The 12444-nt window shown below is 60.0% G+C and carries 14 protein-coding genes; 3 read left to right on the top strand and 11 right to left on the bottom strand.

What is annotated here, in order from left to right; translation table 11 throughout:
* Nucleotides 1-24: 24 nt before the first annotated feature.
* The 3 genes from J2Y41_RS01055 to J2Y41_RS01045 all read right to left on the bottom strand — a co-directional run bounded on the left by J2Y41_RS01055 (nt 25) and on the right by J2Y41_RS01045 (nt 2567).
* Nucleotides 25-1071, bottom strand: a complete 1047-nt coding sequence (locus J2Y41_RS01055) for a LacI family DNA-binding transcriptional regulator (RefSeq protein WP_309925367.1) — start codon at nt 1069-1071, stop codon at nt 25-27.
* A gap of 98 nt (nt 1072-1169) precedes the next feature.
* Nucleotides 1170-2057, bottom strand: coding sequence for a hypothetical protein (locus tag J2Y41_RS01050; RefSeq protein ID WP_309925366.1), 888 nt, complete (start codon nt 2055-2057; stop codon nt 1170-1172).
* Nucleotides 2058-2093: 36 nt separating this feature from the next.
* The gene (locus J2Y41_RS01045) at nt 2094-2567 is read right to left on the bottom strand and encodes an SRPBCC family protein (RefSeq protein ID WP_309925365.1); all 474 of its coding nucleotides are present in this window, start codon (nt 2565-2567) and stop codon (nt 2094-2096) included.
* A 388-nt stretch (nt 2568-2955) separates the two neighbouring features.
* Between J2Y41_RS01045 and J2Y41_RS01040 the strand changes: the two genes are divergently transcribed.
* Both J2Y41_RS01040 and J2Y41_RS01035 read left to right on the top strand, forming a co-directional pair.
* Nucleotides 2956-3513 (top strand): NAD(P)H-dependent oxidoreductase, encoded by a 558-nt coding sequence (locus J2Y41_RS01040; RefSeq protein WP_309925364.1) that lies wholly within the window; start codon nt 2956-2958, stop codon nt 3511-3513.
* A gap of 150 nt (nt 3514-3663) precedes the next feature.
* Nucleotides 3664-3972, top strand: coding sequence for a hypothetical protein (locus tag J2Y41_RS01035; protein WP_224088639.1), 309 nt, complete (start codon nt 3664-3666; stop codon nt 3970-3972).
* Nucleotides 3973-4077: 105 nt separating this feature from the next.
* Here J2Y41_RS01035 and J2Y41_RS01030 read toward each other — a convergent pair whose 3' ends face one another.
* The 3 genes from J2Y41_RS01030 to J2Y41_RS01020 all read right to left on the bottom strand — a co-directional run bounded on the left by J2Y41_RS01030 (nt 4078) and on the right by J2Y41_RS01020 (nt 7010).
* Nucleotides 4078-5541 (bottom strand): protein adenylyltransferase SelO family protein, encoded by a 1464-nt coding sequence (locus J2Y41_RS01030; RefSeq protein WP_309925363.1) that lies wholly within the window; start codon nt 5539-5541, stop codon nt 4078-4080.
* Between the two features lie 64 nt (nt 5542-5605).
* Nucleotides 5606-6403, bottom strand: coding sequence for an aspartate dehydrogenase domain-containing protein (locus J2Y41_RS01025; RefSeq protein WP_224088643.1), 798 nt, complete (start codon nt 6401-6403; stop codon nt 5606-5608).
* A 49-nt stretch (nt 6404-6452) separates the two neighbouring features.
* Nucleotides 6453-7010 carry a MarR family winged helix-turn-helix transcriptional regulator gene (locus J2Y41_RS01020; RefSeq protein WP_224088645.1) on the bottom strand — a complete coding sequence of 186 codons (558 nt, stop codon included), beginning with the start codon at nt 7008-7010 and terminating at the stop codon, nt 6453-6455.
* A gap of 199 nt (nt 7011-7209) precedes the next feature.
* Here J2Y41_RS01020 and J2Y41_RS01015 point away from each other — a divergent pair, with 199 nt between their 5' ends.
* Complete coding sequence (locus tag J2Y41_RS01015) at nt 7210-7728, top strand: cupin domain-containing protein (protein ID WP_224088646.1); 519 nt, start codon at nt 7210-7212, stop codon at nt 7726-7728.
* A 185-nt stretch (nt 7729-7913) separates the two neighbouring features.
* On the opposite strand, the gene J2Y41_RS01010 is transcribed toward J2Y41_RS01015, so the two are convergent.
* The 5 genes from J2Y41_RS01010 to J2Y41_RS00990 are packed head-to-tail and all read right to left on the bottom strand — an operon-like array spanning nt 7914 to nt 12382.
* Nucleotides 7914-9014 (bottom strand): Rieske 2Fe-2S domain-containing protein, encoded by a 1101-nt coding sequence (locus J2Y41_RS01010; protein WP_309925360.1) that lies wholly within the window; start codon nt 9012-9014, stop codon nt 7914-7916.
* A 3-nt stretch (nt 9015-9017) separates the two neighbouring features.
* Nucleotides 9018-9236 carry a recombinase-like helix-turn-helix domain-containing protein gene (locus J2Y41_RS01005; protein ID WP_309925359.1) on the bottom strand — a complete coding sequence of 73 codons (219 nt, stop codon included), beginning with the start codon at nt 9234-9236 and terminating at the stop codon, nt 9018-9020.
* Nucleotides 9229-9873 carry an alpha/beta hydrolase gene (locus tag J2Y41_RS01000; RefSeq protein WP_309925358.1) on the bottom strand — a complete coding sequence of 215 codons (645 nt, stop codon included), beginning with the start codon at nt 9871-9873 and terminating at the stop codon, nt 9229-9231. Before J2Y41_RS01000 ends, J2Y41_RS01005 begins: the two co-directional genes overlap by 8 nt.
* Nucleotides 9874-9889: 16 nt before the next feature.
* A complete protein-coding gene (locus J2Y41_RS00995) occupies nt 9890-11560 on the bottom strand; it encodes a thiamine pyrophosphate-binding protein (protein ID WP_309925357.1) in 1671 nt (556 codons plus the stop codon).
* Between the two features lie 33 nt (nt 11561-11593).
* Nucleotides 11594-12382: an SDR family oxidoreductase gene (locus tag J2Y41_RS00990; protein ID WP_309925356.1), complete on the bottom strand. Its 789-nt coding sequence runs from the start codon at nt 12380-12382 to the stop codon at nt 11594-11596.
* Nucleotides 12383-12444: the final 62 nt, after the last annotated feature.

Below are 12444 nucleotides of genomic sequence, written 5' to 3'. Positions count from 1 at the left end.
ACTGTTGGCTGTGGGGTGTGACTCTTAGTCAGGTGATGTGACAGTGCGCCTGCCCCGCAAGGGAAATGGCGGCGCTGTAGTGCCGCGAACAATCAGTTGGGCGGACAGCACCAAATCCGGCTCCGCACCGGCGTCGTGCCCTATCAAAGCCAGCAACCGACGCGCGGCTTCGGACCCCTGCAGGGCGACCGAGTGGTCCATGGTGGTCAGGTCGAGAATCCCGGAGAGTTCATGGTTATCGAAGCCAATGACCGACATCTGGCCCGGAACATCGATTCCTGTCGCCTTGAGAGTGTGCAGCACGCCGAAAGCCATTTCGTCGGACGCTACGAAGACTGCGGTAGGGGCTACTTCCGCACACAACAAACGGGCCATCGCCCTCGATCCGCCGGCCGTTGAATTTTCCTCGTGGACCTCAAGGTCCTGGCCGGACTCCAGCCCGGCCTCGGCCAGGGCCTCGCGGTAGCCCTTCAAACGGTTTGCCGGCGGGACGCCACCCAACGTGCTGTCTGCAGCCTCGCGAATTCCGATGAAGGCGATGCGCTCGTGCCCCAAATTGATGAGGTGCCGGGCTGCTGCCCGCCCCGCCGCGTGGTCGTCCACCCGAACACCAGACCTGCCAGGAGTTCCCGAGCCCAAAAACGCGAGCGGCAAGTTCTGGGCTTCAAGGGTGGCCAGTTCCGCCGAAGTTGGCTGCAACGCAAAGATCAACACGCCATCAGCTCGCCCGGCAAGGCTTGACCCCGCGAAGAAACGCTCCCGCGCGGCAGTATCGGCAAGTTCGTACAACAGGACATCAAAGCCTGCCTGGCGAAGCACCCGCCCCGCCGAAGCCAGCACCTGCCCAAAGAACCATTTGGAGAGGTTGGGGGTGACAATCGCGATGGCTCCCGTCCGGCCAGTCGCCAAACGGGAACCAGCAAGCGAGGGAACATAACCTAATTCCCTCGCGATACTTTGCACGCGCTTGCGCGTCTCTTGCGAAACACCCGGCATATCCCGCAAGGCACGCGAAACCGTTGATACCGAGACCTTCGCACGTTCCGCAACCGCATCCACTGTTGACGACATGGGAATGACGGTAGCGGCAACGCCGGATTAACGCAAGCGCTTGCGGAGAAGATCAAACGGGGATGGGCCCTGAGTCAATTGGGCCCACCCTGAACGGTCTAAGGAGATGTGCTTGGCGACGATGAGGAAGTAACGCTGCCCTCCGAGGTGCTCATGGTTGGTGTCGGTGTCAACGATTTGGACGACGGCGAGCTGCTCATGCTGCTGGGCGAGCTGGTCATGCTTCCGGAAGAACTGCTCATCATTTCACCGGGAGTTTCGCTACCGCCCTCGGCTTTCGCAAGCACCTTGTTGATCAGGTCTTCGAGTTCCTTCTGGTCAGGATCGCCCAGGCTTGGCCCACTCTTAGTGGCCACCACCAGCAACCTCCCGTCGGCCGCGGAAACCTGCATCAGCTTCTTCTGGCTTTCGTCGGAACGGGTGCTGATTGTTCCGAACGTTTCCTTTGCCTTCGTCTTGGCGTCCAATTCCTCACTGGAGACTTCATAAGTCTGGCCAACAGCTTTCACAGTGAACTTTGCGCACTTGTCCATGTTTCCGCTGATGTCCTTGAGAACCTTTTCCGCGTCAGGACCTTCGCTGCCGGATTGCGCGGACAGGGACCTGGGCTGATCACTGTCAGACAGGGCCACGGCAACATCTCCGTGTTCAACCTTGTCTACCAGCCCAGCCGTGGCGATGTCCTTGCAATCCTCGGGATCCACACTGGCCGTATTCAAAAGCAGATCGGCGATCTTGCCACCTTGGTCTACCTGCTCCTTGGAATAGAGCTTGAGTTCGTTGCCATCTCCATCCCTCATGCCGGAGATGAGCTCTCGCAATTCATCCTCGCTGTAGACCTTCTCCTGGGCCGGCGCCGAGGCCGAGGTTGGCGCTGACGACGTGGTGGTAGATGAAGGACTTGCTGCACTGCCCCCACCCCCACTGCACCCCGCCAAAGCCACTGCCGCAACTGCCAATACTCCAAGCGCTGGAACTCTTCGCATGAGATACTGCTTTCCGAGCCGTTCGAAGCGGGTTTTCTAAAGCTGTCCGCCCGGACCGCTGTCCTCCACCTCACCGCGCCAAGCACCTGTTTCTGTTCCCCGGGACTCAATAAAGTCCTTAAATTTCCGCAGATCGGCTTTAACCTGCATCTCGTCGATCTTCAAGGCCGCACCTGCCTTCTCGGTAAAGGTTTCCGGTGCCCACTCGAAATGGACGTTGACTTTGGTGTGGTTATCATCCATCCGGGTGAACCGCACGACGCCGGCATGGGAGTTCCCGTCGGTACTGCGCCAGGCGATTCGGTCATCTGGCTCCTGATCGACGATTTCGGTATCGAATTCGCGCTCAACGCCAGCGATTTTGGTGACCCAATGGTTGGTGGTGTCAGTCAGTTGAGTCACGGACTCTACACCGGACATGAATTGGGGAAAGGACTCAAACTGGGTCCACTGGTTGTAGGCCGTGCGTACCGGGACGGCGACATCGATGGTTTCTTCGACGGTTTCCATTTTTCCTCCTATTGTTGGAGCTGCCCGCAAACATCGGACAGCGGTAGGCCTCCGAGGCGCGCTGGAGTACGCGTCGGTTCAGAATGGTTGTGATCTCCGGAAAGTGGAGCGCCTGAGGATAGTCCGATCGACTTCGTCCCGGCGATGGAAAACCGCCCGGGAGGTAGGGATCAGAGATGATCGACATCGACTGTTTCCTCAAGAAAGGGAGGCTGCTGCCCACCTCTGGACCATGCTCCCGCTTTTAGGCTAGACCTCGATATGTTGTGGGGCAAGGATCCGATGAGGCCCGCAGCGAGGAGGCAGTTCCGAGGGATGAAAGAGGCCTGTCCCGATGTTGAGAACTTTATAAATCCATTCAAAGTTCCTTTTGAAGGATGTGATCGAAATGGTTAAGATCGCGGTTGTTGTGGGCAGCACCCGTCCCGGGCGGCGAAGCATGCAGGTGGCCGATTGGGTGATTGAACGGGCGGTGGCCAAAGGCGGCGCCGAGTACAAACTGCTTGATTTGGCCGATTACAAGCTGCCGTTGTTGGATGAGCCAATGCCTCCATCCATGGGGAATTATCAACACGAGCACACCAAGACGTGGGCACGCGCAGTAGCGGAATTCGATGGCTACATCTTTGTCACGGCCGAATACAACCACTCCGTTCCCGGGGCATTGAAGAACGCACTCGATTTCATCTACGCCGAATGGAACAATAAGGCCGCTGGCTTTGTCTCCTACGGAAGTGCCGGTGGGGTGCGCGCGGTTGAAAACCTTCGTCTGATATCCGGCGAACTCCAAATGGCCGACGTCCGGGCACAAGTGGCACTGCCCTTCGCTACGGACTTTGAAGCTTTCACGACGTTCACCCCGAGTGCAACGGCGGAAGAAGACCTGGATGTCCTCATTGAGCAAGTCCTTGCGTGGTCGACGGCCCTAAAAACCATCCGGAGCTAGCACGTCCGCTTAGGAGGAGCAGTACCAGCTGCGGCCTGTAGCTCCCCCAGACCCGGGTGGGAACCTTCGCTGTCTTGCCTTGCGTCTTGGGCGGGAGCTTAATGGTGCTCGGGGCGCCGCCCGACGCTCCTGTCTTCGGAGGAGAATACTATGAGCCTGACGACTAAATCACTCGCAATTATTGGCATTGCGTTCGCGGGAACTTTAGGACTCGCGCCGGCTGCGTCAGCAACGATCCACCCCATAGTCGAATCGTTTGATTGTGCCAGCCAAACCGCTTTTGAGAACCATCCACTGGGAGACGTTGCTGAGGTTCCGGGCGTGACCCCAGGATATGGCCATCACTCCACCAACAGTGATCTTGCATCCCTGTCAGCCACGACGAACGGATTCACCGAGACGAGCCCAGCTTGGTCTGACTTCAAGCTCAACGGCACGTGCGGGCAGGTAGGTCAATAACAGAGGAAGAATGCGACCCCTGCTGGGAGGGGTCGTGCCGCAAGCCCGGTATGCGGAAACGGCGTGCCCCTGAAACCCTTTGAAATTCAAATATCGTGCACCGAACTAAGTGCCGCAGAACGTCCGGTATGGCCCGAAGCTGTCGGGAGCGGGCGCGGCGTAATATTCCAGGCCCGGGCGTTCGCTGAATGGGGCCTCAACTGCCTCAAGCAAGCGTTCAACTGGCCCGGTATCCCCTTCCGTGGCGGCCGAAAGGGCTTCTTCGACCAAGTGGTTGCGGGGGATGTAGACCGGGTTGATGCGGTCCATGGCATCGGCATCCGGAGACACAGCCCGCCAGCGTTCCAGCCAGGCATCGAACGCCGCCAGGTCAAGGATCATGCCCCGGGAAGGTTCAACGTCCCCGCGGGCGGCCTTGCCAAGGCTGCGGAAAAACGAGGTGTAATCCGCACGTGACTCTTGAACCAACTCAAGCAGGTCATCCACCAAAGGTGAGGCAACGCCGTCGTCAATTCCCTGAGGTAGCCCAAGCTTGGCCTTCATGCCGTCGAACCAGGTAGCACTGTACTGCTGGCGGAATCCGTTAAGTGCCTCGACGGCAAGGGCCACCGCCTGCTCGTCATCCTCATGAATAAGGGGAGCGAGTGATTCGGCGAAACGGGCGAGGTTCCACTCGGCAACCAGCGGCTGGTTGCGATAGGCATAGCGTCCGGTTTCATCGATGGAGCTGTAGACCGCTCCCGGATCGAAGCCTTCCATGAAGGCGCACGGACCGTAATCGATGGTTTCGCCGGACACGGTCATGTTGTCGGTATTCATGACACCATGCACGAAGCCGACGAGCATCCACTGGGCCACCAGTTTCGCTTGGACCGCAATCACGCCTTTGAGGAGCCCGAGATAGCGGTTGGCTTCCCCCGCCGCCGACGGGTGGTGGCGTTCGATCGCGTGGTCGGCAAGGCGGCGCAGCAGATCCATATCGTTGGTTGCCCTGGCGTATTGGAAACTGCCCACTCGCAGGTGACTGCTGGCAACACGGGTCAGAACTGCGCCCGGCAGGAGGGTCTCACGCTGAACCGGACGGCCCGTCGCGACTACCGCCAGGGACCTCGTGGTGGGAATGTTCAAAGCATGCATCGCCTCGCTCACGATGTATTCGCGAAGCATGGGACCCACCACCGCCTGGCCGTCACCGTTGCGGGCAAAGGGCGTCCGCCCCGAGCCCTTAAGGTGGACGTCGCGGAGCTTCCCGTCAGTGCCAGCGATCTCCCCCAGCAAAAGGGCCCGGCCATCCCCCAAACGGGGCGAGTACCAACCGAACTGGTGGCCTGAGTACGCCTGGGCCACCGGGGTTGCCTCTTCCGGGAGGGCATTACCTATCAGCAGCCGTAGGCCCTCCGGGCTGCGAAGGAAACCAGGATCAAGACCGAGCTCGACGGCGAGGGGCTCGTTGAGTGCCAAAAGCTGCGGATCAGGCGCTTCTTCCGCCCGCCACGGAATAGCCATCTCCGGGAAGTCCCGGGCGAAATGGCCCTCAAGGGCGATGGTGGAATGCGCAAGTTCGCTCATCATTCAAGGATAGCGATGCGGGAAGGGACCACCGTAGCGCAAGCTTCGGCGAGCGGTTCAGGGCCTAAATCATTCCACCGCGCGCGCCGATGATCAGTTCCAGGGACCGGAGCACAGCGAACGGCACAACGCCGCTGGTTCGCGGGTTTTGCGGCGATACTTTGTTGCAGATTTCAAAACGGTAATTCCCGCTGCCTCCGGAAGCCTCGATCAAGTGCGTCGTCAGCTCGGCCGCCGGGTCGGCCCTCACCGACACAGCCACAGCGTCCCAGTCATCTACTGCAAGGGCGACGGCGGCTGCCACGTTAAGCGACTTGGGGAACAATTGCGTGGCCTGGGCTGCGGGACCGGAAAAGATCTCGATGGGACCGGACGTGTTCCGAATGCGATCGGCCTCCACCTCGTCCATCCACGGCTGAATCAGGGAACCCGGGAGCTTGGTTGTGGTTATCCTGACGGCGTCATAGCCTGTTGCGCGGGCGCCCGACGCCAACAGGTCCAGGCCACCAATGGAGCCCGGGGTCAAGAAAAGCCTGCCGGGCCCTGCAGCCGACAACCTCGCTGAGAGGTGTGGGTCCGCAAGCGCCCCCAATGAGGTAGCGAGCAGGTCTACGCCCGCAGAAAGCACCGCCTCGCCATGGTCTATCAAGACCTCCTGCCCTGCGCATTCAACCAGCAGGTCACAGCGCTCCAACGCTTCGTCAATCTCAAGCCGGGGAGCCGGCGCGTTGTCTATGGCGCTGCGGGAAATGATTCCTTCAAGGGTGGCCCCTTTGACTTTTCCAGCGGCAATGTCAGCAGCAACACGGGCCCCAATGGCTCCATGTCCGATTATTCCGATCCTGCGGGCTCCTGGCTTCATTCGATTCCTTGCTTGATGGAGTGGATGGACGAACCGGCGCCGTGATCGTCTAGACGTTCAGGGTGAGTTCGTCCGCGGAGGAAGCCTTCGGGTCATAGGCGACGATGGAGGCTTCAGCTTTTTTCAGTAGCAGCGCCAATTGGTCGATCTCCTTGGCGGTCAGGCCGGCGAGCATATTGCGCTGCGTTTCCAGATGCTTTGAAATGACCTCGTCAATGAGCTTTTTGCCGTGGTCCGTCATCTGGGCGTAGACAACGCGACGATCCTCCTTCGACCGAACCCGCTCAATGAGGTTTTGTTCCTCCATGCGGTCCAGCCGGAAGGTGATGCCACCTGTGGTCAGCATGGATGAACTTGCCAGTTCACCGGCCGTCTTCCGATGCGGCGGGCCGGATCGGCGCAGGTTCGCCAAAACATCAAAGGATGCCAACGTGAGCCCGTACTCCTCATAGTTCACATCCTGAACAGCCCGCTGCCGTGCCACCAGGCTCTGCAGGCGGCCAAAGACGCCGATGGTCCTGGGATCAAGATCGGGGCGCTCGCGGTGCCAGTCCTCAATAATGGCGTCCACGGCGTCCATGTCAGTGTTCCGCGATTCGGTGGTCATGGGCAGTCTCTCCTTCGTCCGGTCTAAGTATCTTAACACTGAGCTTCCCAATACGTGCGGCAATTTTCGCACACTTTCCACCGACATCTTGCAGTGTGATCCATTATATCTTAGTCTTGAGATAGTTAGAGTCGAGGGAGATTCACTCCGCGTCTGGCTCTTGCGAAATCTGGCAATAACCATCCGAGAGAGGTCCATCATGAGCGACGTTATCGACAGCAAGTTACCGGAACTTGAGGAGCTGATTGATTCGGCTATCGCCTCGCGTGAGAGCCGGGTTGTTGACTTCAATACCCTGAAATTCCAGACCAAAATGGGTGAGAAATTCCGACGCGGACAGGTCCGCTACATCGGTTCCGGAGCAACCGGAGACCACTCTGACGACAACAACATCCTGCAGGCGGAACACTTCACCTTTTCCAACATGGTGCTGCCCGCCGGATGTGTAGGTCCCGAGCACACGCACCCGGACGTCGAAGAGGTGTTCTTTGTCCTCGAAGGACAGGTGGAGTTCAGCGTTCACGACGTCGAAGACGGCAACAAAAAGGCAAGCCGCGTGCTGGGCTACCGCGATCTGATCCGGGTGCCGGCAGGCGTTCCCCGGAGCTTGCGCACCGTCAGCGATGAAGACGCGATTATCTGCGTGATCATCGGCGCCAAGAAGCCGGAGATCCCCTTCTATCCCCCTACCTCGGAGATGTATGGCGTGACCCGCTAGATCTTCACGAACCCGGGTACCGGCCAACGCGGCCGGTACCCGGGTTCTGTTTTGCTGGATTGCTTGGGATGGGAAGAACTCCATCAAGGCAACCAGAAAGAGCCTGCAGCTCGAAGATTTTCGAGCTGCAGGCTCTTTGCTGTATCCATCCAATGGCCGGTGGAATCACCAACCTGAAGGACGGGCTAGGCGAGTCCCTCTGAGAGAATGGCCGCCTGCTTCTGGGCATCGGCATCATGGACCCGACGGATCCTGGCTACCCCAAGATCGTGCTGGTACAAGTGCTCGTCCTTATCGGCATCCGCAGCCAGCGCCTCCAACAGTTCCCGGTCCTGCTCCAAGACCACCCAGTGCTTTGCTTCAAGGGTTGTCTTATACATGAATCGCCAGACGTCCCGTTCCCAATCGGAAACGGTCCGGGTACGCCAATGGAAGACGGCGGAGGTCTGGGCATCGATGGGAGTGGACATCCCTACGATCCCGAAAGAACCCCCGGGGCCTGCCGAATCGGCGTACGGGATCTCCAGGTCCACGTAATCCATGGATTCACGGCAGTACTCCACCCAGTCAAAGTTCTTGCCTCGCTGGTCAGTCTTCTCGAAGAAGAATCCCCGATCGGTCTCGCGGATGCGGAAGCGGGCACTCGTATCACCGCCAAACATCGAATGCGAGTCACGGTGGAGGAACGCACCGTGCATTGGGTCCAACACGTTGTCCATGTAGAAACGCCACGGACTATTCCATTCCGCGTAGTTGGAGAACCAGGAAACCTCGGGGTTGTCCAGGCGGTCGGGCAGCTTGAACTCCGTCACCTCCGAGTCCTCGGTCAAGGGCATGAAGGCAAAGATCATGTCAGCGCCTTCCTCCACAGCCAACGACGCCGTCACTGTTTTGCCCTCAAGCGCGCAGCCCGGCATGCCTGGGACCGAAACCACCGTGCCGTGTCCGTCCACCTGAACGCCGTGATACTTGCAAGCCACCCGGTCCCCCAAGTGTTGGCCGACGGACAAAGGGGCGCTGCGGTGGGGACAGCGATCCTCCAGCATCCGGATTTGCCCCCTGGCGTCACGGAACAGCAGCCAATCCACGCCCAGCCGCCGGACTTTAACCATGTCGCCTGGACCCACGAATCGCGACGGGTAAATGGGATACCAGCGATCCCTCAATCCCGTTGCAGCCAGCTCTGCGGCGTCGAGTTGGCGGCGCGTGCCGACAACAGTTTTGATCTTGGCCCTGCCGGCCCTGGCTCCGGCTGCTGCGGTGGCAGTTGCAGTTGCAGTTGTCATGTCCTAATCTCCCAGTCGTCGCATTTCGGAACGGAATCGGGTTTCATCCCAGGGTTCACCGTCCGGGGCGTTGAGGCCCAGATTGTTCAGGCCCGCGACGATTGCCGGCAGTTCATGGCTGCCACTGGCAAAAATCTCGGACAGGGCCCCGGCCAGCTTCAGTTCATAAGGATTGGGCGGACCCAAGCGGGACTGGTTGGCTTCAAGATATTGTTCAGGCACTGTGTTCCTCCTGTGTTTCGGTGACAGTGTGCAGACCTTCAGCGATATTCATGAATGACCTGCTCCACTCGTTAAATGAGTGGGATCGGCTTTGATGTGCTGGAACGGCGGTGTTGTCGATGATGACGAAAACCCCGTTACTGATGCCGCCGGCGATGCTTTGCGGTACGGAGATATCGGTATCGATGTCAGGCGCGGCGGCGATGACCAACAACGGCGCCCGCACCCGCCGGAGCGTGGCCACAAATCCGTCGACAGACATGTCCACCAGCGGGTCACCGAGGATGAGGCTCTTGACCTGTTCCGGGTGCAGCGCGGCTAGGGTTATGGCCCCATATGCGGCTGTTCCGGTGGCCAGAATGTGCGCAGGACCTTCCGTTGACTCGTGAAGCGCGGACGAGGCGGCTTCAACCCACTCATCCATCTGTCCAGGCGGTCCCGTAACGTCCAAGCTAAAGCCGATTCGGGGTTCCCAGGCACGGGCGCCCAAAGCGTCAAGCTGATGGGCAAACCATTCGCCTGCTCCCCCCCGACCGTGCAAGCACATAACGTCATGCTGTGGCATGACATCGTGGGGTTCCATCGTGTCGCTTGGCGCATGGCCGGGGCGCGGATCTACTTCCGTACTTGATTTCATGTGCTCCCCTTCTCCTCTACTGATGTGGGGTTGGTATGTGCACCGGCGGCACGAATGCGCCCGGGACGGGGTCCAAGGCGGTGACGTCGATCTCGATTACCGCTGGCCCCCGCACCGCGAGCGCTTCGACCAAGGCCGCGTCAAAGGACCCCGGGCCGCGCACCTGCCAGAATGGCAGGTTCAGTGACTGCGCGAGCAAAGCAAAGTCCGGTGTGTGCAGGTTGACTCCTGCCTCCGCGAAGCCGTTGGCTTTCTGCATATTGCGCAGCACCCCATAGCCGCCGTCGTTGAAGACCAACACCACGCACCAGACCCCTGAACCGGCAAGGGAGGCGAGTTCACCCAGATGAACGGCAAGGCCGCCGTCGCCGGCAATAACTACCGTGGGAACATCCGGGCGGGCGCAGGCTGCTCCAATGCCCATGGCCAAACCTTGGCCGATTCCGCCTCCTAGCGGAAAGATATTGGTCTCGCGGGAGTACATTTCCAGCAGGCGGTTGCCCCACTGGCTGGAGGGTATGGTCACATCACGTGCAATAACGGATTTACGGTCCAGGCGTTCCCTGAGGCTGTGGCAGATTTCCGCATAGCCACCGATGTACTCAGTCAGCTCGGCCCGTACCTCAAGGCGGACGTCGTTCACCTGTTGCGACCAGCCGGGATCCACGGAATGGCTACCCAGCTGGGTGACCATCGCCTCCAGTATTGCGCGGGAGTCGCCCACCAGACCCACCGTGGCCGGATACACCCGGCCCACGGCTTCAGGGTTGAGATCCAGCTGGATGTGGGTGCCGGGCAGTTTGAGTGAATAGTGCTTCGTCTCGTTGGAACGGAAGTGCGTGCCAACACTCAACAGCAGATCAGATTGTTCGATCAGCCGGACTGCGGCGGGAGTGGTGGCGAAGTTCCCGATGACAAGATGGTTGTCTTCCGGAACCACGCCCCGGCCGGAGTTGCTGGTTAGCAATCCCGCGCCGAGACGGTGCAGCAGAGCTGCAAGTTCCTTTTCCGCGCCGGCCGCTCCTCCCCCGGCCCAGATCAGTGGTCGCTTGGCACCGGCCAGGAGCCGAACGGCTTCGGCGACAGCATCGGCGTCGTAATCGGGTAAAGGCTTCACCTGGGCATCAACCGGGCGCTGATCCTCCGGGTGGGCAAGGTACTGCAGATCAGTAGGCCACTCGATGCTGGCCGGTGTGTGAGGAGAGGAGAGCAGGTGTGCGATTGCCTCCTCCAAATCCGCCTCGGCATCCTTGCCGTTAAAAATGGTGCGGGCATAGCCGGAGACCGCGTGGAGCATCTGCAATTGGCGTGGGACCTCATGGATCACGCCACGGTTGCTGCCCATGAATTCGCTGTCGATCTGGCCGGTAATGTGCAGCACACGGCTTCCGGCGGTGAGCGCCTCCACCATGGAACCTGCGGCGTTGCCGGCTCCTGTGCCGGTGCTGGTGAGGGCAATGCCGATTTTGCCCGAGGCACGGGCATAAGCGTCAGCAGCGTTGACTGCAGCGGCCTCGTGGCGGACGGCAACAAAGTTCAGCTCCCTGTCCACGGCCTCGACGAGGGGAAGATTGTGGATGCTGATCACGCCGAAAGCCGTATCGATGCCATGACGGCGCATCACACGGACCAGGACGTCACCGCCCGTTGGCCCCCTTGGGACCGTTGATTCTTGTGTCACTGACATATTTGGATCTCTTTCCTGATGAGGTTCCGCTGGCTAGACATAGCGCCCAACGCCACCGCCGACGTCGATCGTTGCTCCTGTGGTGTATCCGCTGAGGGGCGAAAGCAGGGAGACAATATGGAAAGCCACCTCCTCAGCCGTGCCGAAACGGCCCAGCTTGATGCCGCGGTTACCGGCGATTTGGGCACTCCACGCCTCGTAGTCGAGTTCAGAGCCGGCTTCCTCGAAGCGACGCCGCCACTGCCCGGTGTCCACCAGACCGAGCAGGACCGAATTCACCCGCGTTCCCTCTGCGGCCAGATCTTCGGCAAGGGAATGCGTGAGGTTAAGCAGTGCGGCGCGGGCAGCAGAGGTGGCAGCCAGGCGTAACTCGGGCTGCCGGGCGAGGATCGCATTGACGTTGACCACCGAGCCGTGCGGTGATGCATTCAAGGCAGATCTGGCGGAACGTACCATGTTCAAAACGCCGAAAATCTTCAGACTGAACTCATCACGCAGCTGCTGGTCCGTGGTTTCCTGGAGCGTTGCCATCAAGGATCGGCCAGCGTTACAGACCAGTCCATCAACGGCACCAAACCGATCCAAAGTGCCCGCGATAAACCTGTTCGTGGCATCTTGGTCGGTGACATCGCACGAAGCAAGGTAGATCGAGTCCTTGTCCGCCCACGAAAACTCCTCGAATGCTGCGGCCAAGCGGCCTGCATCGCGCGCACAGGCAGCAACCTGCGCACCTTCGCTCAGCAAATAGCGGGCAGTGGCAAGGCCGACGCCGGAGCTCGCCCCGGTGACAACCACCGTGCGGTCCTTCAGTTGCAGGTCCATGTTGTGGGACTCCTTGTTAGTGGTTTTCCGCTGCGGGCGGTTCAGTAATGCAGGACTTCAGT

Source organism: Arthrobacter sp. 1088, assembly GCF_031455315.1.
In the GTDB taxonomy this organism is placed as follows: Bacteria; Actinomycetota; Actinomycetes; order Actinomycetales; family Micrococcaceae; genus Arthrobacter.
The sequence above is the reverse complement of the archived record's forward strand: the minus strand, read 5'-3'. Positions and strand labels throughout refer to the sequence as shown.